Genomic DNA, 21432 nt, shown 5'->3' with positions numbered 1-21432 from the left:
GTATGCTTACGAAGTAGGTTTGCTACGCAAACCTTTTAGGAGGGACCCATGAGCACTGAATTGATGTTTGATCGTGTTCCACCGCAAAACTTAGAAGCGGAACAAGCTGTTATCGGAGCGATATTGCTGCAATCAGAAGCCTTGATTACAGCGATGGAGCGCGTGCGCAGTGAAGACTTCTACAGCGGTCCTCACAGACAAATATATGAGGCGATGGTTGAAATCGCGGAGAACAACCAGCCGGTTGATCTCGTGACTTTGACTGCGCATTTGCAGGATCAGCATTTGCTTGAGGAAATTGGCGGAGTCAGCTATTTGGCGAAGCTTGCCAACTCGGTGCCAACCGCAGCAAACGTTGACTACTATGCACAAATTGTAGAAGAGAAGTCGATGCTGAGGCGCCTTATTCGCACAGCAACAAATATCGTATCCGATGGTTATGCGAATTCGGAGGATGTAGGTGTACTTCTCGGAGATGCAGAGAAACAAATTCTCGAAATATCGAACCGCCGCTCCGGCAGCGGGTTCATCTCCATAAGAGACGTATTGATGGAGGTATTCGAGAAGGTAGAGCAGCTGTACCAGGATAAAGGCGGCACAACAGGCATTCCATCCGGGTTTACCGATCTGGATCGGATGACAGCCGGCTTCCAGCGAAGCGACTTGATCATCGTTGCTGCCCGTCCTTCTGTAGGTAAAACGGCATTCGCGCTTAACGTTGCACAAAATGTCGGCGTTCGCGCACGCGAGACCGTCGCGATCTTTAGTCTGGAGATGTCAGCGGCACAGCTTGTACAGCGTATGATTTGCGCAGAAGCAAATGTAGACGCCCAGCGGATGCGGACAGGGCACCTTGAAGGCGATGACTGGGAAAAGCTGACGATGGCGATTGGGTCGCTTTCGGAGGCACAAATCTTTATTGATGACACACCGGGCATTACGGTCGCAGAAATTCGCGCCAAATGCCGTCGCTTGAAGAAGGAAAAAGGGTTAGGCATGATCATGATAGACTATTTGCAGCTCATCTCCGGCCGCGGCAAAGCGGGCGAGAATAGGCAGCAAGAGGTCTCCGAAATTTCACGTACACTGAAGCAAATTGCGCGTGAGCTTGAAGTTCCCGTTATTGCACTTTCTCAGCTAAGCCGGGGTGTTGAGCAGCGGCAAGACAAACGTCCGATGATGTCCGACCTTCGGGAATCGGGATCTATCGAGCAAGATGCTGATATCGTATCGTTCCTTTACCGGGATGATTATTATGACAAAGAGTCTGAGAAAAAAGATATTATCGAGATCATTATCGCTAAGCAGCGGAATGGACCGGTAGGTACGGTTGAGCTCGTGTTTCTCAAAAAGTACAATAAATTTGTAAGTATCGATCGCGCGCATCAAGATCCGATGCAAGCGTCGTGAATATCCGAACAATTGCATGTGTAGTTATGCAATTGTTCGTTTTTCGTTTGACTTCTCGATGTTGGACTGCTACACTATTAATGCTGTCTTTTGACTTGTGACACGGGCCCTTTTATAAAAGGTTTGCTGGTGTATAAAGCATTGGGACGGTAATTTTCGGTGCTTATAAACACCGGACGGGGGTATAATTATGTCTACGGTTGTTGTAGTTGGTACACAGTGGGGAGACGAAGGTAAAGGCAAAATCACTGATTACTTGGCAGAGGGAGCCGACGTCGTCGCTCGTTACCAAGGAGGAAACAATGCCGGACACACCATCCTTATTGATAACAAAAAATATAAATTGACGATGATTCCATCGGGTATTTTCAATCATGATAAAACTTGCGTCATCGGTAACGGAATGGTTATTAATCCGGAAGCTCTGATTGACGAAATTAACTATATTCACGAAAATGGCTTCTCTACTGATAATTTGAAAATTAGCGATCGCGCTCATGTCATTATGCCTTATCACCTTGTACTTGACGGTCTTGAAGAGGATCGTAAAGGCGATAATAAAATCGGCACAACTCGCAAAGGGATCGGCCCTTGCTACATGGATAAAGCGGCACGCAACGGCATTCGTATTGCTGATTTGATGGATGCTGAGGAATTTGAATCCAGAGTTCGCAGCATTATCATCGAGAAAAACCAATTGATTGAGCAAGTATATGGCGGAGCGCATCTTAATGCGGATTCCATCGTTGCCGACTATCTTGGTTTTGCAGAAGTGCTTCGCAAATATGTAACAGATACTTCAGTTATTCTAAACGATGCTATCGATGCTGGTCAGAAGGTTTTGTTCGAAGGCGCTCAAGGCGTTATGCTCGATATTGACCAAGGAACTTATCCGTACGTAACATCATCCAACCCATCAGCTGGCGGAGTTTGTATCGGTTCTGGCGTTGGTCCGTCAAAAATCCAGCAAGTTATTGGTGTTGCAAAAGCATACACAACTCGTGTAGGCGATGGTCCTTTCCCAACAGAGCAAGACAACGAAATCGGTCAAATGATTCGTGACAAAGGCCATGAATACGGTACAGTAACAGGTCGTCCACGCCGCGTTGGCTGGTTCGATACGGTAGTTGTTCGTCATGCACGCCGCGTTAGCGGTATTACAGGTCTTTCTCTGAACTCGCTAGACGTTCTTACAGGCCTTGAAACAGTTAAAATTTGCACAGGCTACAAATTGCGCGGCGAAGTGATTGATACTTACCCAGCAAGCCTCAAAATGGTATCAGAGTGCGAAGCGATTTACGAGGAGCACCCAGGCTGGTCAGAGGATATCTCTGGCGCAAAAACACTTGAGGATCTTCCAGTGAATACACGCAATTACTTGAACCGTGTATCCGAGCTTACAGGTATTCCAATTGCGATCTTCTCCGTTGGCCGTAACCGCGAGCAAACAAATCCGGTTCGTCCGATTTACGAATAAAATGTTTTTTACAAAGGGTGGCCTGCGGGCCATCCTTTTTTTTGTATATAAATGTTGAAAACTCGCTTTAAAACACTCAATTATAGGAAATTAATAGAGTTTAGAAGAATGGTTGTCCCTAATGTTGACCATAATGATATATAACAGATTATGGCAATTGCGGCTGCTAAATAACAATTTGTCAGCTGCTGGACGAAGGGATTGGTGCGGCAATGTTGAAAAAAGTAGAATGGCTGGCGAAAATTGTAGCAGCAGGATTAATCGTAAGTTTCTTATCCATTTGGACGACGGGATATATTGTAACCAGCTATGTGGAAACGATATTAAAACAATTCAATTTACCGCTTGAAGTGCCGCCGATGGCAATGTCAGGCGTATGGGGCAAACTATGGGGAGCAGATCCGCTAGTAACGACGGATATTGCAGATAAAGAAGAGAAGAAGACTATAGTTGATGGTGAGGATACTCCAGCAACAGATGCAGGTGAAAATGAGCAGGCTGATCCACCGGCAGCCATCGACGCCTTTGGGCAAGCAACGGATGCTCCGCTTACCGATATGGGCATTGGCGGGGGCACCGAAGCAGGAAGTGGTGCAAAACCTGAAGATGGTAGTGTTGAAGAGGGAACAGCTGGTGTTGATGATACCGAAACAGCGATGACAACGGATGATTTGACTGAAGTAAAGGATCAAATGAGCGATGAGGATAAGGAAAAACTATTCAGTCTGCTTATGACAAAATTACCGCAAGAATCGTGGCAAACAATCTCTCAATATATCGAAAACGGGCTGACAGAACAAGAGTTGACAGAGATTCAACAAATAATGGCACAGCACCTCGACAAGACCGAATATGGGCAAATGATGGAGATTCTGAAAAAATATTAATATTGTGAATAGGGTGTAAAGGTTGCTCCAATTGTTGGGCATATGTTACAGTATTAGGCGAACGATCCGACAGGATAATTCGTCTTTTTTTATGTCGGAAATCGGAAAAAAAGTTGCATTAGCGCGAAAAGGAGACAATCATGACCGTTTTCAGGGACAAGGGTCGGATTCAGAAAGTATGGAATCAAGCGATTCAGTACTTTCGGCATGACCGATCGCAACAACTGGATGGCAAGACACAGCAACAATCCGCAAGTGATCAGGCAAACAAGCCATTTTGGCGAAAAAAGCCGGTTCAGTTAGCGGGCGGGGCGCTCGTACTCCTCACAGTAGCCGGATTTAGCGGAATCCAATATGTTCAAGCAAACACAGTCGAATTTTATAACGTATATATGAATGGAACAGCCGTTGGAACCGTAAGTGATCCACAAGAAGTAGAGCAGCTAGTTTTGCTGGAAACCGAAGAGGTTCAGCAAGCTAACCCGGGCATTAACATGGTGCTTGATACAGGAACAATTACCTATGAGCCTGATCATGCATTCAAAGGAACTCCAGAAACTGCTGGTACGCTGGACAAGCTTGAAGGGTTGTTTACCTCTCATGCGGTTGGTGTCGAAGTGAAGGTTGATGGAAAAGTCATCGGCATAGTGAAAGACCAACAGACAGCAGATGAAGTTTTATTGCGTGTGCAAAGCAAGTTTGCACCGAAGCTTGCCGCAGCGAAGAAGGAAGCAAAGGAAGTGAAGTCGCTTTCGTTCAATGCAAAGGATGCAAAGCCGCCAGCGCTTGATTCGAAGGCAGCCTCTAAGCAGCCTGGGCGTGAAGTGACAGAAGTTGAATTCATCGAAGCGGTAATGATGGAATCAATCGATACCGATCCAGAACAGATCATGGAAGCAGAAGCTATTTATAAGATGCTCGTTCAAGGCAGTATTCAACCAACTAAATATACGGTACAAGCAGGCGATTGCGTCGGCTGTATCGCACAGAAATTTGATATTTCCCCAGAGGTTGTTTATAAGAATAACGCATGGATTAAAGATGATAAGATAACGATTGGTGATGTTCTTGATCTAACGGTGCTCCAACCGGAGCTCACAGTAAAGACAACCGAGAATTTAGTTGAAGTTGAAACGATAGAACCACCCGTTGAAATTAAGAAAAATGCGAGCATGCGTGTAGGCGAGTCGAAGACGATAGCAAATGGTACGGCTGGATCCAAACGAATGACTTATCGCATCGTGAAGCAAAACGGTTACGTCGTATCCGAAGAGCTTCTCACGAAAGAAGTAATTAAAGAAGCGACTCCAAAAATTGTTGAACGAGGAACGAAGGTTGTTTTGGGAGAAGGATCAGGACGTTTTGCAATGCCTGTCTCCGGATCTAGAATGACTAGTAAGTTCGGGAAACGTTGGGGACGCATGCATAACGGTATTGACCTTACTGGCAACAAGAACATTCTTGCATCCGATACAGGAAAAGTTGAGTTTGTTGGAACGAAGCCAGGTCTAGGCAAAACGGTTATTATCAATCATAAGAACGGCTACAAAACCGTATACGGTCACCTTAGCTCTTACAATACCAAAGTAGGGGATATTGTTGAGAAGGGTGAAAAGATTGCTATCATGGGCAGTACAGGAAACTCTACTGGCGTTCATTTGCATTTTGAAGTACACAAGGACGGCGTCTTGCAAAATCCATTAAAGTACTTATAACATATACCCATAATTTACTAGAGAGAAACACTTTTGCTATAAGCGAAGTGTTTCTTTTTTTTGCGTATATAAATGATGTGTATGGACATGGAGTATTTAACTGATTCATGCAGTGATGGCGGACTGAGGAAAAACCTTTCAACATGAGGGAAGTTTCATTGTGAAGCAAGGGATAACAGTGTTAAAATAGAAGGTAATAAAAAGGACAAGCGACGGGCGGGTGTAGCGATGCACGGAAAAATATTAGTGGTCGATGACGAACAGCCGATTGCAGATATTATAAAGTTTAATTTGGAGAAGGAAGGGCATCAAGTTATTTGCGCTTTCGATGGCGGCGAGGCGGTTCGGCTTGCGTTCGAGGAGCTTCCTGATCTTATTTTGCTGGACCTGATGCTGCCTGTAAAGGACGGTATGGATGTATGCCGCGAGGTTCGCGCCAAGCTGCAAATGCCAATCATTATGCTGACGGCCAAGGATACGGAAATTGATAAGGTGCTTGGGCTTGAGCTGGGCGCTGATGATTATGTGACAAAACCATTTAGCACAAGGGAATTGCTCGCACGAGTGAAGGCGCATCTGCGCAGGCAGCAAAAGACAGAAGAAGCTGCAAGCGGTGATCATGCTGGCACTGCCGATCATTCCGCCGAACAGGAGCAGCAGGGCTTTAAGCTGTTCAACCTATTTGTGGATACAGATATGTATGTCGTTTATAAAGACGGCGTACCGCTTGATTTGACTCATCGTGAGTATGAGCTCGTTTATTATATGGCCCGCAACAGCGGCAAGGTGATGACGCGGGAGCATTTGCTTCAAGCAGTATGGGGATTTGAGTATTTCGGAGACGTGCGAACGGTTGATGTTACGATTAGAAGATTGCGCGAGAAGATTGAGGATGATCCAAGTCGCCCAGAGTATATTATGACACGGCGCGGTCTCGGTTATATGATGCGCAACTCCAAGTCCGGAGGCTTCGGCCCAGGATGAAGGGCAAAAGTTTTTTTCGCACAATCCAAGTAAAGCTGGTCATCATCTATTTGCTGCTTATATTGGTGGCTATGCAGTTGATCGGTGTTTATTTTATAAGTACGGTCAAAAACTCCTTAATTGACAGCTTCACGAAAAATTTGAAGGAGCAAGCGGATATTTTATCTAAGTTTGCAGCTCCGAGCTTAGCGGCTAAACCAGATACTGAGGGTGATTCTGCGGAAAGCACGACAGAGGATCTTAGTTTGGTCGTTCGCAATCTGTTCAGCATTAGCGGCGCCGAGGTGCAGGTGCTTGATTCGAACGGGAAGATGGTAGCAACGTCCGTTCAAAGCAACGAGACCTATATTGGCCAGAAGAACAAATCGCTTGCTGTAAGCCGGGCACTTCAGAACATTACAGACAATGAGCAAGAAATTATAGATGATGATAATACACGCAAAAAGATGATTGCCCAGCCAGTGACGATTAATGACAACAAGGTGGTTGGGGTTGTATATGTTGTTGCGTCGATGAACGAGCTGTATGAGACCGTCAACAGGGTCAATCAGATCTTTTTCTCAGGGACACTTATTGCGCTTGGTCTCACGGGTGTGCTTGGCATATTGCTTGCTCACACCATTACGAGCCCGATTCAAGGTCTGACGAGGCAAGCAGAGGCGATTTCACAAGGGAAATTCGATCTTCAGGTGCCCGTGCTTGGCGATGATGAGATTGGCAGCTTGAGCGTTGCCTTCAACGATATGACGATTCGGCTGAAAGAAGCTCTATCGGTAAATGAAGAGGAAAATGAGAAGCTGAATTCCGTTCTCTCCAACATGAGCGATGGCGTTGTTGCAGCGGATGAGAACGGCAAGGTCATCGTATGGAATAGGAGAGCACTAGAATTGCTCGACGTACGCTCCTGTGAAGGACTTGAGTTGTCCGAGCTGTTCGATCTATCCGAGGAACGGCTCGAAGAGCTGCAGCAAGGGCGCGGTCAGACACTGCTTATTGAACGTGATGAGGATGGGCAGGAGATGAACGATAATGATGAGGGGCTGCTTAAAGTAACATTTACGCCTATTCATCGTCGGGATAAGGGCATTACCGGAACGATAGCTGTCTTGCAGGATGTGACAGAGCAAGAGAAGCTTGAGCAATCGCGGCGTCAGTTTGTCGCGAATGTATCGCATGAGCTGCGTACACCGCTTACTACAATTAAGAGTTATGCAGAAGCACTTAATGACGGTGCGCTGGATGAACGGGAGTTATCCGAGCGCTTTGTTGGCGTTATTCGCAATGAAACGGAGCGGATGATTCGGCTCGTTACTGATCTGCTGCATTTGTCGCGGCTCGATTCAAACCAAGCGCCGCTGCGCCGCAGACAGACAAATGTTCATGACATGCTTGATGAAGTGGCTGATCGTTTCTCATTTCAGCTTAGGCAGAAGTCTATTAAAGCCGCAGTGAGCGTTGATCAAGGGCTGGAGTCCGCTTGGCTGGATCGCGATCAGATTGATCAGGTGCTTGATAATTTATTCTCCAATGCAATCAAATATACGCTGGACGGTGGGACGATTGAATTAACGGCGAAGAAGCCGGCCGATTCGGCATCACTTTCAATTAGTGTGAAGGATACTGGCATTGGAATTCCGAAAAAGGATTTAAATCGTATTTTTGACCGCTTCTATCGTGTAGATAAAGCACGCTCACGCAATATGGGCGGAACAGGCCTTGGGCTTTCGATTGCCCGGGAAATTGTGAAGGCACATAGCGGTACGATTTCACTTGATTCCGAGCTAAATGAAGGAACTACGGTTACATTCACTCTTCCACTTCTACAGGAAGGGGGCGAGCTGGCATGAAAGAAAAAATAAAGACAACAACGCTTATCCTTCTAGTCGTGCTTAGTCTCCTTCAAAGCTATTTGCTTGCATACAGCATGCCTGGTCTTGGCGCTACAGTAAGAAGCGATCAGGATTATGTTAATTCGGAACCAATAGGAAAACCGACAAGCGTAGAGAGTGTTATTTTTCCAGAAGCGTTAGTTATCCACTTAGGCGGCAATAAACATACCATCATCTATCCGGGGACACAGTTCTACGAGATGATTCTTAACCAGCGCATTCAGGGTAGAGAATTTAAAGGGTTCCAGCGAAGCCCTTCAGATGTGCTCAACTGGGAAGAAATTCGCAAAAACGATATCGGTATCGAGCTTCGCTTTGATAACGGCATTCCAGTAGAGCTGCTGCAGAAGCTGCTTAAGCTGGAAGGCGATTTGCTGTTCTTGAACGAAACAATTGACCGCATCTGGATTTTCAAGACGTCGGGCACCGAGGAAATTCGAACGTTCTTTTTTAGCGCTGATGGCGAGATGGTTTATGAGTCCGTTCGTGCGGATCTGACGGTACGCGATGTGCAGGACTATGTGGGGTTCGGACAGTTCCAGCCTAAATACACCATGACAGCAGACGGTCTTTATATTCCGGTTGCGCCGATTCAGTCAACTGAAATCGTATTTCCTTACGAGACGTATTCGCCGGATTTGATGAAACGAAGCTTATTTTTCGATCAAAGCACAACAAGAGCAATTGAAGACCGAGGCGGTTCGCAAATTTATACAGACGGCAAGCGCGGATTGCAGGTAGAACAGAACGGCAAGTGGATCAGCTATACAGATCCAAGCGCTCCGCAAATTACGGAAAACTTGCTTAGCGACAATGTGTATGCTTCAGTAGATTTTGTCAATCAGCATGGAGGATGGGACGGGACACATCGTTTTGTGAATGCTATGCCAGGCAGCGAAGGCAAGGATATTAGATTTAAGCAATATGTCGAGCAGTATCCTGTTATGGACACGAAGCCGTTCCGCTATGGGTACATGAGATTAAGGCTTCAGCAAGGTGTCGTAACCGAATATTCGAGAACACTTATTACGCTTGGAGCGCAGTCGGAATCGAGGAATGTTCGTTGGTTGTCAGGCGGGGAAGAGCTGGAGAAAACGCTCAGTAATTACGATAGACGCAGCGAAGTGACAGCATTGTTCCCAGCGCTGCAAGCAGCTCCGATCGATGAGAACAGACTTCGGTTCATACCGGTATGGGCTGTTCGCTTGAAAGACGGTACGGAAGAAATATTGGTGGAGGCTTATCGAAGCGGATTTACACCGCCTGAGCAAAAGGATGAGGACGCTGTGCAAGGTGAGGCTGATGGCAATTCAGATAAGCCAAATGATACGACAGCAACAGCAGCTAATGCTGCAGGAGCCGTAAGCTTATCAGTGGGTGCGAGCCAGATTCGTTCGCTTAATGGACCATAGAAATAGGATACGAAAGCAGGAGGTGAAGGCGATTGGATTGGGGACGAGCGAAAAACGTGCTTATTATTTCGTTTTTGCTGCTCAATGTATTACTTGGTTATCAGCTATGGCTGGATATCAGGGAACAGTTGAACATTAATGTAAACACGGCGGAGCTGCCGCAGGATAAGTTACTGCTCATGCAGCAGAAGCGAATTTCGTTAGAAGCCAATCTGTCGCTGGAAACACCTGAGCTCAAAGACTTAACTTATTTGCTCCACTCTGACAGCCGCAAAAATGCGGAGCCAGTCATATTGAAAGAGCCGGTGGATAGTACGATCATCTATTCCAAAAAAGAATTAATAAAGACACTGGGAGATCGTATTCCTGAGCTTGATCAATATGCATTTGATTTGCTGAACAGCAGCGTAGGCGAGTCTGTTTTTTATCGGGTAGTAGAAGGACGTCCGATGTTTGATGTGAAGCTGAAGCTTTATATTAAGGATCAGAAGATTACTTCCTTTTTGCAGGATCGTGTAGAGCTGCTCGGATCAGGCGAAGCCAAGCAGGTGCTGCCAGCTGCCAAGGTGGTAGCGAGCTTGATTGAAACTTATTTACCCGATGGTGCGGTCATTACCGATATCCAGCTTGGCTATAAAGGTCAAATCTTTGATTCGGAGCGTCAAGTGTCGGTGCCGTCATGGCGTGTTATGCTGGAGGACGGCCATCTGTTTTACGTGCATGCCATCAGCGGCGAGGTTGCAACGGATGATGAGCAAGGGGAAGCGGCAGCGAACGGTTTACGTTAACGGGAGCAGGAGAAGGGACAGGAAAAAGCAATTATGGGACTTCGATTTACAGTACTAGGAAGCGGTTCGACTGGCAATGCAACCATCGTGCAGGGGAATGACAAGATGGTCATTGTAGATGCCGGTATGAGCGCGAAGAAGCTGGATGAACTCATGCGCGAGCGCGGAGTAATGGGTCATCAATTGGACGGGCTGTTCGTCACACATGAGCATTCCGATCATATTAAGGGATTGGGTGCTTTTGCAAGGAAATATGATTTGCCCATTTATGCCAATGAGGCAACGTGGGCTGCAATGGAGAGGCATGTTGGCACGATTGCTCCAGAGAAGCGAGTGTTTATGGAGACAGGTGAAGAGGTAAACCTCGGTTCAATGGCCATTCAATCGTATCCGATCTCGCATGATGCGGCAGAGCCTGTAGGTTATTGCTTTGTAGAGAATGGCGAGAAGCTGAGTCTAGCTACTGACCTAGGGTATGTAAGTGAAAAGGTCAAACGTCAAATTATTGATTCCGATGTGCTTGTGCTTGAGGCCAATCATGATACGGAAATGCTTCGTATGGGGCGTTACCCGTGGAATACGAAGCGCCGAATATTGAGCGATGTTGGCCATTTATCCAATGTGGCTGCAGGCGAAGCGCTGCTAGAGCTCATGACAGATCGAACAAAACGCGTTTATTTGGCTCATTTGAGCCTTGACCATAATTTAATGGATTTGGCAATGCTGACTGTGAATACTATATTAGAGGACCATGGAATATTTTATAAGAAAGAAGAACACCCTCTACGCGCAACCTATCACGACCGACCTACGTCATGGGATGTAGTGAAGCAGAAATAAGGGATTCCAGCTGTGCATCAAGCGCATCCGCTTTAGCACTTAGCTCTTCTCTAGTAAGTATGCCCTTATCTATAAATAATTCTAGCATCGCACTTAAGGTGAGAACGGTACGGTAGTGATCATCCTTTAAATCTGCTAGCTTTGCAGCAAGCTGAACATGTTCCCAAGCGACAGGCGTTTTGGCTTTCATATTAGCATTTCTCCTTTAGTGGAACGACTTTTGAAGCGCAACAAAAAACTTTTGATAAGCATCGCATGATTCTATTATTATTTTAGTCATTTCTTCCGAAAACATTCCTAGATTCAAAAAAATAGTCTTGATGTCCGAGGCATTGAGAGGGGCGATAGTAATGAGCTTATTCGACGACGATTTTTATTCAACCAAAGTATCCAAGCGTGCTGCTCGCGAGAGTAAGAAAGGAGACTTTGCATTTCGATATAAGAGCGGTGGACGCAAGTGGTCCAACGTTCGTATTGCATTTGTATCTTCTATCACGAGCGCGGTAGCTGCAACGTTGTTGTTCGGTGCTGTGTTTGGCGGCGGAGGCAGTGGTACGACCAGCGGCGGCGGCGGTGCACCGGTAACGGGTGGTATACAAGTGATTGATCCGCTTGAGCGTCCTATACAGGCTTCAGCGAAAGTAAGACCGGCCGTCGTAAGCGTCATTAATCAGCAAATGTTCTCTCTTGGAATTGGAAAAGACAAATCGCAGCCGGAAAAAGAAGAAGGCAAAGGTACGCTTCGTGAAGCGGGTGTGGGCTCAGGTGTCATCATTAGCAAGAAAGATGGCAAAGCGATTATTATTACGAATTATCACGTCATTGATCAGGCACAAGCGGTAAAGGTCGTACTGATGAATGGAGAAGCGCGTGAGGCACGTATTGTCGGTAAAGATCAAATTACGGATCTTGCTGTGCTAGAAATTGACGCAAAAGGAATCGAAGTCGTTGCAGAAATTGGCGATTCGTCTGCGCTTCGCCCTGCTGAATATATTATTGCGATCGGCAACCCGCTCGGACTCGGAGAGTCTGTGACAACGGGCAGCGTGAGCAAGACAAGACAAATTGTACCGGTATCACTTAATCAAGATGGCGTGTACGACTGGGAACAAGAGGTTATTCAGATTGATGCATCCATAAACCAAGGAAACAGCGGCGGACCGCTTATCGATTTGAATGGACGTGTAGTTGGCATCAATAGCATGAAAATAGCTGATCTTGGCGTAGAGGGCATTGGCTTTGCTATCCCCATCAATCTGGCTATGCCGATTGTTGAAAGCTTAATTAAGCTGGGCCATGTGCCGCGACCATATCTTGGCGTATACACGATGGATTTGGAGCAATATTGGGAGCAGCAGGACTTTGAGGATGCGTACAGCAACCCTGGCGAAGGCGGGATTTTGCCGGAGGGCGATGTTCCTCATGACGAAGAAGAGGCTAACCCAGGTGATGATCAGATTCTTGAGGGCGGACAGAAGCTTACGCTGCCAGATGAGGTTTACGATGGTGTAATCGTGCTTGAAGCGGTTGGCCCTGCTAAGGATGCAGGTTTGCTGTTCAACGACGTGATCGTTAAGCTGGATCGCCATCCGATCGGCAGTACGATGGACCTTCGCAAATATTTATACCAACAGAAGAAGATTGGTGACGAGATTGAAATTAGCTTTTACCGTGATGGGAAGCTGAAGGTTACGAAGTTTAAGCTGGCTGAGAAGACAGATGAGGAATAAGTTCGAGTGCATAAGCTGGATAAAGCTTGGTTAGTTCAAGCTTATTGAGATGGAATGTTAGGATTAGCTCGAAGGAGCCGCGGTATGCAAATGGTAGCCCATTTGTGTGCTGCGGTTTTTTTTGTGCGTGGATGTGGGGAGCATACTGGGAAGGGGATCGTGCGGAGATAATGTTAAGAGGAGAATGGTGAAAAATAGGTTAATAAAGCTAGTGGCAAAAAGTGGTGCGTGTAGGTAAATAGGCGAAGTTAGTGGGAAAAGAGTTGTGTTTAGGTAAATAGACCGAGAAATGAAAAGAAAGACCGCCAGTCAGATATTAGCGATGAGATACGGAAATTGTCGTCTTCACATGGAGAGGCGTTTTCTGATATGCTGTGTATAGACAATAAGGACGACCATCAACTAGGGATAGGAAGCGTGCAGACGATGTATTGTGTATGTAAAGAGCATATTGAGAAAGCATTGGACCGTTTTGTAGATGAGTATGAGGATGCACCAGACGTAGTAGATCTGAAGGAAACACAATTCGCAGACTGGGATCCACCGCGCAAATGTGATTTTTGTGAAGAGCCAGCTACTTTTTTGGTGGTTTAACTGACCGTAGAGCAGGATCTATAGAGTTATGTCCGTATAGTGTGAAGGTATGAAGAAAGACACGAATATTGAGGGTATATAGGACTTTATGTCCGAAGAGCTTATCGCACTGAAGAGAAGATCCGAGATATAGAGGATTTAAAGGACGAAAGCGCTGCGGATTGAAATATAGATCCGAGATGATAAAGGGAAGTGTAAGGATTGCATATACAGATAGCTGCTGTTGGTAAGCTGAAGGAAAAGTACTTAGTGCTTGGCATAGCGGAATATGCCAAGCGGTTAGGGCCTTACGTGAAGCTTACGCTCACGGAAGTGCCCGATGAGAAGGCGCCGGAGACGATGAGTGCGGCGGAGGAAGCGATTGTGCGCGAGCGAGAGGGCGAGAGGCTTCTAGCGCAGCTGAAGCCTGATGCGCATGTTGTCGCGCTCGCGCTGGATGGCGAGCTCTGGTCAAGCGAGGATCTCGCGGGCCAGCTCGATAAATTAGCCACGTATGGGCGCAGCCACGTGGCTTTTGTTATTGGCGGGAGTACGGGATTGTCTCCCGCTGTGATGAAGCGCGCCCAGCAGAAGCTGAGCTTTGGGCGCATGACCTTGCCGCACCAGCTCATGCGTCTGGTGCTGATTGAGCAGATTTATCGCGGAGTGAAGATAAATCGGGGGGAACCGTATCATAAATAGGGCGAAATTGTATTTTGTCAAGTCAAATTTACAAATGCTGAAAATTTATGTTTAGTGTATAATAATAATGGTTCTTTGTCTGTAAGGAGAAGGTTAATTATGCACTTAAAAGATAATATTTTTGATAAGAATAATTTACTTGAATTAGTTGATAAAATTCGTAAAGAGTCTAGTGTTTCGATAGAAACTGATAAACAAATTGAACTAGGACAGTTCTTTACTAACTCTAAAATTGCAAGCCTTATGGCATCTATGTTTAATGAAGGTAAAAGTACGGTTAGATTACTCGATGCAGGAGCTGGAGTAGGCTCCTTAAGTGCAGCATTTATTGCAGAAATGTGTTGTAAAAAAGTTAAACCTAAGGAGATTTCAATTGTTGCATATGAAAAAGACTCAGCATTATTGTCTTATTTATTTAAAACTAGAGAAATCTGTAACAATGCTTGCAAGCGTTTAGGAATAAAGTTGAACTGGGAGATATTGAATCGCGATTTTATTAAGGAAAGTATAGGTCTTTTGGAGAATAGTGAAGTGGAAGATCTAGAATTTCAACGTTTTGATTGTGCAATTTTGAATCCACCTTATCGTAAAATCCATAGTAATTCGTTAGAACGGAAATTATTAAAAGGAATCGCAATAGAAACTTCTAATTTATACTCTGCCTTTGTAATTTTAGCAATACGTCTTTTAAAGAGTAATGGTGAGTTGGTAGCTATTACACCTAGAAGCTTCTGTAATGGTCCGTATTTCAAATCTTTTCGAAAAGAAATGTTGAACGAAACAACTTTTTGCCAAATTCATACCTTTGATTCGAGAAGGAGTACATTCAGTGATGATGGAGTACAACAAGAAAACATAATTTTTAAATTAATAAAAGGAAAATCACAAAATAACTATGATGTAACTATTTCATCTAGTTTTGCAAACACAGATGAAATTGCTAAATATAATATACGTTATGATCAATTTGTACATCCCAATGATAAAGAGATGTTTATAAGAATATTAAAAAATGATTCAGGATATCAAATCTCAGATCAAATAGATAGGTTAGGAAATACAATAGAAGACCTGGGGATTTCAGTATCTACGGGTAAAGTAGTAGACTTTAGATCTAAAGATTATCTGCATAATGAGTCATTACATGGAACAGTGCCACTAATTTATTCTATTCACTTTGAGGACGGATTTGTAAAATGGCCTAAACTAAATAGTAAAAAACCAGATTCTATTCTTCAGAACTGTGTGACAGATAGTCTATTACTACCATCTGGTTTTTATGTTTTAGTTAAGCGATTTTCTTCAAAAGAGGAACGCAGAAGAGTAGTTGCAGCTATCTATGACCCTGGAAGAGTGATGTTTTCAAAAGTCGGATTTGAAAATCATGTAAACTACTATCATATTAACGGAGAAGGGTTAACTGAGAGAATAGCTAAAGGATTAGCTGTGTTTTTAAATTCTTCATTAATTGACTCATATTTACGTCAGTTCAATGGCCACACTCAAGTAAATGCAACCGATTTAAGAAATCTTAAATATCCTCGTATAGAACAACTAGAGGAAATAGGCAAAAGAATAGGTACTCAATTACCTGAACAAGATCAAATTGACTTAATGATAAATGAATTATTCTAAAAACAGTGGTTATATGCATAAACAAATGGGAGGGATAAGCAATGTCATTACAAGAAGAGATAGATAAAAAAGCAAAAGAAATTCAAGCTGATGGATATCCAATGTCAATTGGAGAGTTAGCGAATATGTATAAGGATGGCGAATTAAAAGTTAATCCAGAATTTCAAAGGTTTTTTAGATGGTCGGACTCCCAAAAAACTAAATTAATAGAATCAATCCTTCTAGGAATACCGATACCGCCGATATTTGTCGCTCATGGTGAGAAGGGAATATGGGATGTTATTGATGGGCTGCAGAGACTATCGACAATATTTGAATTTATGGGTTTATTAAAATCCCCTGATGATACTTTGAAGCCGCCTAGTAAATTATTAGGTACAAAGTTTCTACCGTCTTTAGAGAATAAAATGTGGGAAAACCCTGATGATCTAGAAAATTCTTTTACTCAAGAATTAAGAATTGATTTTAAAAGATCAAAATTTGATATAAAGATGCGAAGTATGAACTCTTTCAAAGAATTAACACAGGCGGCTCAAAGTTATCAGACCAAGAAGTTAGAAATTGTCTATTAATAATGGTTAATAGGGACTTTTATTTGTGGGCAGCAGAACTTGTGAAACATCAGTCATTTGTAAATTGCATACCTCTTTCAGAAAAACAACAATTAGAACAGTTCAATATGGAAATTTTAATGCGTTATTTAGTTATTCGACATGCAGATTTAAGTAAAATTAAAGGTAACGAAGATATTGGAGATTATATTTCGGAGGAAATTATTAATATAGCTGAAAGTGGAGCATTAGATCTACAAAAAGAAGAAGAGATATTCTATAAGACCTTTGATTACCTTGATAGAATTCTCTCTGATGATATATTTAGGAAATTTGATCATGAAAAGGGCAAATTTAGGGGCGCTTTTTTGATGCCAGCATTTGAAGTGATTATTGCAGGTGTAAGTGAGAATATAGATGAAATAAATACGAAGGCCCCAGAGGAAATGAGTCAGATAATTAAAGAGATATATAATTCTACTCAATATCTAAGTGTTACAACTCGAGGGGGCGCTCGCCCTATCACGAGGTTAAAAGACCTAGCTACTTTAAGCAAGGGAGTATTTATGAATGGCTGAGTACTCACTCGAGAAGTTCCAAACAAAACTTGATAAAAACATCTCTTGGAGAAAACGTGAGCTTACAATACTTAAAAATAATGTTGATGGAGCAGAGGAGAGCCTATTAGTTACCTCAATAAGATCAGGAATAACATTATTGTATGGTCATTGGGAAGGGTTTATTAAAACAACTGCTCGAGAGTATTTAAAATATTTAAACAGTCTAAATATAAAATGTATTGATATGAAGGATAATTTCATCACCCTATCAATGAAGAAAACAATAGTTAACTCGAGGCAATCGAATAGATGCTTATCACATTCTGAGATTATAAGTGAGTTATTATATGAATCCGAAAAAATATTTAATGTTAATGAAATGGATAAGCTTATTGTAGATACTGATTCAAACTTAACTTACGAAATATTAGAAGATATATTATTTAGTTTGGGTTTAGACTGTGAAGATTTTGAGATGAAGGATAACTTTATAAAGGAAAATCTAGTGCTTGAGCGAAACAAAATTGCTCATGGTGAATATGTGTTAATTGTGGACCCTAGGAAAGATAAAAACGATGAAGAAAAAAGGGCGAAAGAAGAATTTGAAAATCTATATCATGAGATTCTAAAACTTATGGAGAAGTTTAAAGAATTAGTATTTGATGCTGCATTTAAGGGAAAATATCTGAAACAGGTCCCAGAGTTGAATGTTAGTCAGAATTAATACAGAATATTTGTGGATGAGGTCACCAAATTGGGTGACCTTAAGTTTCACCCTATAGATGATAAGGTGAACCGTATCATAAGTAGGGCGAAATATTTAGGATATGCTGCGAAAAACTGATAATATAAACACTTGATAAAACTAAAACACTTAAAAAGTAAGTGGAGAATGAATTATGAAGCTAGGTCTATTATTTAATCTATGCTTGCTTATCCTTCTCCGCTATTTTAATGGATTATTTTAGAAAGTATGAAGTTTTATTATCTTTAGTGAGACTTTAGGATATTAACTATTCATGTTATTTACGTAGCAGAATTGGATACTGAACTGATTGGCAAGATTCACGTTCAAGTTCGTTTTTTGATGGAATCACATCCATTTACTGAAATTGGTGGTCTTGTTTCGGTCAATGCCTATAAACATATGCTATAGTGATAATAAATAAAATCAGAGGTAGGATTCTTTTAAATTTATGATATTGATCCATTACGTGAAGATAACTTTTAAGGTGGCGTCAAGAATTTTGTGTAAGTGAAGAAAACCTCTCTTGTAGAAGACTGCGTTAGTCCGTGGTGGTAAACATGGTTTGGAGTTCAGCAATTGTGATAAAGCCAATATGACAACGTGTAGCGAAGTTGTGTGGTAACTCAATTCTACAAGAATGGGTCTTCTTTTTCCATTTATCTATTTACACAAAATATTTTATGCTTTCACTTATAAAACAGATCTTAATTGATGAAAAGGAAGAGATTCAGTGGGAAGAAAACAATCTTTTACTGAGACAGAGCTGCTGGATACGACAAAAAAATTAGTGCTTGAGCATGGCTACGACGGTTTTCATCTCAAGCTGCTCTCACAGCATCTGTCCGGAGCCCGGAGCACTATTTATCAATATTACTCTAATAAAGAAGAGATAGTTGCTGCTTGTATGAAACGCGTAATAGCAAAGGTATTAGAAAATTGTTCAGCAATTGATGAGACTGATCCTATGGACGCTCTCGAGCAGTTACTTCTCATTTACGCAGAAGAATCTACGCTCCATCAACTTCTGGGAGATTCCGGTAAAATTAATACTGCTAATTCTTCTGCAGCAGCGAGAGATATTGAATTTATTGAGGAAGCACATATGACCCTTAAAATTCAATTATCACGCTTGTTTGAACGCGCACAACAGGATAAAGGCCTACGGAAAGATATCCCATTACCTGTACTTATTGGTGTTTTTTTTAACTTAATTAATACGCCTAATATGCTGAATATCCCTATGCCTGATTGGGGAAAGCTGTTGTTTCAAATGTGGATCGGGGGAGCAAAGAGCTAGCCTCAGTCTTGGAATTAATTTGACACAAGTGTCATTTATGATGTTTAATTAATGAGACAAGCGCGATTGTGTTCCAAAAATGGCACAAGTGTCAAAAAATAGAGGTAAGGAGTTGATAAGAAAATGTTTTTAGCTATGAAGGAATTGATGCATAGTAAAATGAGATTTTTAATGATCGTCATTATTTTTGTACTAATAGCCTGGTTGGTATTCATCTTATCAGGTTTGGGGAATGGATTATCTACGCTAGCTGCGTCAACATTTAAGACAATGAAGGCTGATTATGTCATATTTGAAGAAGGGTCGCAGTCTTCAATGAGCAAGTCGTTACTGTCTGATCAATTGATGACGGAAGTGGAGCTGCTACCAAATGTGGGTGCTGCCGCACCCATGGGAACAACGATGGCAACGGCGCTTAAGGAGCAAAGCACCAAAAATGAAGATAAGGTGGACATAGCGATTATAGGAATTATCCCAGGAAGCTTCTTGGAACCGGCTATCGTCGAAGGGGAAAGCCTATCTTCCGGTAACCCTACAGGTGTCGTGGTGAATTCTACCATGAAGGACGAGGGCTATAATATTGGTGACACTTTTCAGTTAGATGGAACGACGGAATCATTGACAATTATCGGATATGTCGAGAACCAGACCTATAACCACGTTGCATCAGTATTTACTCCAATGGCTGAATGGCGGAAGATTACCTTCGCGGCTCCGGGTTCGGATAAAGGAGTTGCAGAGCCCGTTAATGCGATTATGTTACAAGGCAAGAATATCGATCCAGATTTAATTAATAGTAAGCTATCAAATACGGATACGGTTACCCGAGCGGCAGCCGTTCAAGGAATGCCAGGGTACAAAGAAGAGAACGGTACTATTTTAATGATGCTTGCATTTTTGCTCGCTATCTCCGCATTCGTGCTTGGGGTGTTCTTTTATGTCATTACGATGCAGAAGACCAACCAGTTCGGCATTATGAAAGCTATTGGTGCTAGTAACAGATTTTTGGGCAAAGCTATTGTATCACAAGTGTTTGTGCTTTCGCTGACTAGTATTGTAGTTGGAATCTTACTGACTTATGGAACAGCTGCCATTATGCCGAAGGGTATGCCATTCAAGCTGGAAACTAGTCTTGTCGTCACGTATTCTGTTATCTTGCTAATTATCGCTATGTTAAGTTCGATCGTATCTGTTCGCAAGATTACAAAGATTGATCCGCTCAAAGCGCTCGGGAGGATTGAATAATGACTAAGGGATTGCAAATGAGTGAAGTCACAAAATATTATGCTGAAGGAAGCAATCGGATCGCGGCACTCGATCATGTGTCAATATCAGTGGAGCCGGGTGAGTTTGTTGCTGTAGTTGGACCGTCCGGGTCTGGTAAAAGTACGTTCTTATCCATTGCTGGAGCGCTGCTTAGAGCCTCCGAAGGAGATATTAAGCTGAATGGGTATAATATCTCTACGCTTACTGCGAAGGAACTATCTAATATAAGGTTACGAGAAATCGGATTTATTATGCAATCATCGAATTTGGTTCCCTATTTAAATGTTCTTGATCAATTGCTAATAGTAAAAAGGATGTCAGGAAAGGTTAAAAGGGAGGATAAGGAATTCGCCACTAAGTTGCTGGAAGAGCTGGGTCTGGGCTCGAAGTTAAAAAGCCCTCCGGAAGAGCTATCAGGTGGTGAGAAGCAACGGACAGCGATTGCTCGTGCTTTAATTAATAATCCCAACATCATCTTGGCAGATGAGCCGACAGCAAGTTTGGATACCAAACGCGCCCATGAAGTGGTCAGTCTAATTGCGCATGAGGTGAAGTCACGCCAGAAAGCGGCGATTATGGTTACCCATGATGAGCGTATGCTTGAATATTGCGACAAGGTATACCGAATGGAAGATGGGAAATTGTCGTTAGCTGAATCGTCAAAATCAGGGTTAGCCCATGTTTGAGTTCTTTCTTTTCCTTCATCTTACAGCACTTTTCTTTTGGATTGGGGCACCCGATTTCGGGTGCCTTTTGATGTCGCCCAACAGATGGTACAGACAAACATATCACAAGTTGGGAGAAATATTGCTAAGGGGGTATACCCAAAATTCGCAATATAGATGTTACGGTGAACTGTACCATAAATAACGGCAAGTTTATGAACAAAGTAAGATACTCTTACAAGTAAAAGCAGCAAACCATTGATCTAACAAGTAGAGGATCATAATTACCATTTGATAACCAAA

Annotated in this window: 20 protein-coding genes; 19 read left to right on the top strand and 1 reads right to left on the bottom strand. The window is 43.0% G+C overall.

Features of this window, described 5'->3' with window-relative positions; translation table 11 throughout:
* Positions 1-48: 48 nt before the first annotated feature.
* The 9 genes from dnaB (at position 49) to AC1DM9_RS16945 (ending at position 11402) form a co-directional block, all read left to right on the top strand.
* Complete coding sequence (dnaB, locus tag AC1DM9_RS16985) at positions 49-1410, top strand: replicative DNA helicase (RefSeq protein ID WP_076266558.1); 1362 nt, start codon at positions 49-51, stop codon at positions 1408-1410.
* Between the two features lie 190 nt (positions 1411-1600).
* Complete coding sequence (locus AC1DM9_RS16980; protein WP_441878110.1) at positions 1601-2887, top strand: adenylosuccinate synthase; 1287 nt, start codon at positions 1601-1603, stop codon at positions 2885-2887.
* A 212-nt stretch (positions 2888-3099) separates the two neighbouring features.
* Complete coding sequence (locus AC1DM9_RS16975) at positions 3100-3774, top strand: hypothetical protein (RefSeq protein WP_339205786.1); 675 nt, start codon at positions 3100-3102, stop codon at positions 3772-3774.
* A gap of 140 nt (positions 3775-3914) precedes the next feature.
* Positions 3915-5489 (top strand): LysM peptidoglycan-binding domain-containing M23 family metallopeptidase, encoded by a 1575-nt coding sequence (locus AC1DM9_RS16970; RefSeq protein ID WP_477581195.1) that lies wholly within the window; start codon positions 3915-3917, stop codon positions 5487-5489.
* Positions 5490-5717: 228 nt separating this feature from the next.
* The gene (gene yycF, locus AC1DM9_RS16965) at positions 5718-6473 is read left to right on the top strand and encodes a response regulator YycF (protein ID WP_441878116.1); all 756 of its coding nucleotides are present in this window, start codon (positions 5718-5720) and stop codon (positions 6471-6473) included.
* Positions 6470-8320 (top strand): cell wall metabolism sensor histidine kinase WalK, encoded by a 1851-nt coding sequence (gene walK / locus AC1DM9_RS16960; RefSeq protein WP_076266553.1) that lies wholly within the window; start codon positions 6470-6472, stop codon positions 8318-8320. Before yycF ends, walK begins: the two co-directional genes overlap by 4 nt.
* Positions 8317-9774, top strand: a complete 1458-nt coding sequence (locus tag AC1DM9_RS16955) for a YycH family regulatory protein (protein WP_477581193.1) — start codon at positions 8317-8319, stop codon at positions 9772-9774. Before walK ends, AC1DM9_RS16955 begins: the two co-directional genes overlap by 4 nt.
* A gap of 32 nt (positions 9775-9806) precedes the next feature.
* Entirely contained in the window at positions 9807-10562 is a 756-nt protein-coding gene (gene yycI / locus AC1DM9_RS16950; protein ID WP_339205778.1) for a two-component system regulatory protein YycI, read from the top strand.
* A gap of 33 nt (positions 10563-10595) precedes the next feature.
* Complete coding sequence (locus tag AC1DM9_RS16945) at positions 10596-11402, top strand: MBL fold metallo-hydrolase (RefSeq protein WP_076266550.1); 807 nt, start codon at positions 10596-10598, stop codon at positions 11400-11402.
* Here AC1DM9_RS16945 and AC1DM9_RS16940 read toward each other — a convergent pair.
* Complete coding sequence (locus AC1DM9_RS16940) at positions 11371-11592, bottom strand: hypothetical protein (RefSeq protein ID WP_054025729.1); 222 nt, start codon at positions 11590-11592, stop codon at positions 11371-11373. The two genes, AC1DM9_RS16945 and AC1DM9_RS16940, sit on opposite strands and share 32 nt — an antisense overlap.
* A 160-nt stretch (positions 11593-11752) precedes the next feature.
* Here AC1DM9_RS16940 and AC1DM9_RS16935 point away from each other — a divergent pair, with 160 nt between their 5' ends.
* The 10 genes from AC1DM9_RS16935 (at position 11753) to AC1DM9_RS16890 (ending at position 21150) form a co-directional block, all read left to right on the top strand.
* On the top strand, positions 11753-13132 hold the full coding sequence (locus AC1DM9_RS16935; protein WP_477581190.1) for a S1C family serine protease: 1380 nt from the start codon (positions 11753-11755) through the stop codon (positions 13130-13132).
* Between the two features lie 426 nt (positions 13133-13558).
* On the top strand, positions 13559-13726 hold the full coding sequence (locus AC1DM9_RS16930) for a CxxH/CxxC protein (protein ID WP_063847536.1): 168 nt from the start codon (positions 13559-13561) through the stop codon (positions 13724-13726).
* 201 nt (positions 13727-13927) lie between these two features.
* Positions 13928-14407, top strand: coding sequence for a 23S rRNA (pseudouridine(1915)-N(3))-methyltransferase RlmH (rlmH, locus tag AC1DM9_RS16925; RefSeq protein ID WP_339205773.1), 480 nt, complete (start codon positions 13928-13930; stop codon positions 14405-14407).
* Between the two features lie 99 nt (positions 14408-14506).
* Positions 14507-16042 carry an Eco57I restriction-modification methylase domain-containing protein gene (locus tag AC1DM9_RS16920; RefSeq protein ID WP_477581187.1) on the top strand — a complete coding sequence of 512 codons (1536 nt, stop codon included), beginning with the start codon at positions 14507-14509 and terminating at the stop codon, positions 16040-16042.
* Between the two features lie 41 nt (positions 16043-16083).
* Entirely contained in the window at positions 16084-16614 is a 531-nt protein-coding gene (locus tag AC1DM9_RS16915; RefSeq protein ID WP_477581185.1) for a DUF262 domain-containing protein, read from the top strand.
* A 41-nt stretch (positions 16615-16655) separates the two neighbouring features.
* The gene (locus AC1DM9_RS16910; RefSeq protein WP_477581183.1) at positions 16656-17171 is read left to right on the top strand and encodes a hypothetical protein; all 516 of its coding nucleotides are present in this window, start codon (positions 16656-16658) and stop codon (positions 17169-17171) included.
* On the top strand, positions 17164-17877 hold the full coding sequence (locus tag AC1DM9_RS16905; protein ID WP_477581181.1) for an MAE_28990/MAE_18760 family HEPN-like nuclease: 714 nt from the start codon (positions 17164-17166) through the stop codon (positions 17875-17877). Before AC1DM9_RS16910 ends, AC1DM9_RS16905 begins: the two co-directional genes overlap by 8 nt.
* Positions 17878-18631: 754 nt before the next feature.
* Complete coding sequence (locus AC1DM9_RS16900; RefSeq protein ID WP_477581179.1) at positions 18632-19198, top strand: TetR/AcrR family transcriptional regulator; 567 nt, start codon at positions 18632-18634, stop codon at positions 19196-19198.
* Between the two features lie 123 nt (positions 19199-19321).
* Entirely contained in the window at positions 19322-20443 is a 1122-nt protein-coding gene (locus AC1DM9_RS16895) for an ABC transporter permease (protein ID WP_477581177.1), read from the top strand.
* Entirely contained in the window at positions 20443-21150 is a 708-nt protein-coding gene (locus tag AC1DM9_RS16890) for an ABC transporter ATP-binding protein (RefSeq protein ID WP_477581175.1), read from the top strand. The genes AC1DM9_RS16895 and AC1DM9_RS16890 overlap by 1 nt, the downstream gene beginning before the upstream one ends.
* Positions 21151-21432 lie beyond the last annotated feature (282 nt).

The sequence above is a fragment of the Paenibacillus sp. 01T431 genome, assembly GCF_056398625.1.
The sequence above is the reverse complement of the archived record's forward strand: the minus strand, read 5'-3'. Positions and strand labels throughout refer to the sequence as shown.

Coding starts and splice junctions, on each gene's coding strand:
- dnaB (WP_076266558.1), top strand. CDS start 49: ATGAGCACTGAATTGATGTTTGATCGTGTTCCACCGCAAAACTTAGAA.
- AC1DM9_RS16980 (WP_441878110.1), top strand. CDS start 1,601: ATGTCTACGGTTGTTGTAGTTGGTACACAGTGGGGAGACGAAGGTAAA.
- AC1DM9_RS16975 (WP_339205786.1), top strand. CDS start 3,100: ATGTTGAAAAAAGTAGAATGGCTGGCGAAAATTGTAGCAGCAGGATTA.
- AC1DM9_RS16970 (WP_477581195.1), top strand. CDS start 3,915: ATGACCGTTTTCAGGGACAAGGGTCGGATTCAGAAAGTATGGAATCAA.
- yycF (WP_441878116.1), top strand. CDS start 5,718: ATGCACGGAAAAATATTAGTGGTCGATGACGAACAGCCGATTGCAGAT.
- walK (WP_076266553.1), top strand. CDS start 6,470: ATGAAGGGCAAAAGTTTTTTTCGCACAATCCAAGTAAAGCTGGTCATC.
- AC1DM9_RS16955 (WP_477581193.1), top strand. CDS start 8,317: ATGAAAGAAAAAATAAAGACAACAACGCTTATCCTTCTAGTCGTGCTT.
- AC1DM9_RS16945 (WP_076266550.1), top strand. CDS start 10,596: ATGGGACTTCGATTTACAGTACTAGGAAGCGGTTCGACTGGCAATGCA.
- AC1DM9_RS16940 (WP_054025729.1), bottom strand. CDS start 11,592: ATGAAAGCCAAAACGCCTGTCGCTTGGGAACATGTTCAGCTTGCTGCA.
- AC1DM9_RS16935 (WP_477581190.1), top strand. CDS start 11,753: ATGAGCTTATTCGACGACGATTTTTATTCAACCAAAGTATCCAAGCGT.
- AC1DM9_RS16930 (WP_063847536.1), top strand. CDS start 13,559: ATGTATTGTGTATGTAAAGAGCATATTGAGAAAGCATTGGACCGTTTT.
- AC1DM9_RS16920 (WP_477581187.1), top strand. CDS start 14,507: ATGCACTTAAAAGATAATATTTTTGATAAGAATAATTTACTTGAATTA.
- AC1DM9_RS16915 (WP_477581185.1), top strand. CDS start 16,084: ATGTCATTACAAGAAGAGATAGATAAAAAAGCAAAAGAAATTCAAGCT.
- AC1DM9_RS16905 (WP_477581181.1), top strand. CDS start 17,164: ATGGCTGAGTACTCACTCGAGAAGTTCCAAACAAAACTTGATAAAAAC.
- AC1DM9_RS16895 (WP_477581177.1), top strand. CDS start 19,322: ATGTTTTTAGCTATGAAGGAATTGATGCATAGTAAAATGAGATTTTTA.
- AC1DM9_RS16890 (WP_477581175.1), top strand. CDS start 20,443: ATGACTAAGGGATTGCAAATGAGTGAAGTCACAAAATATTATGCTGAA.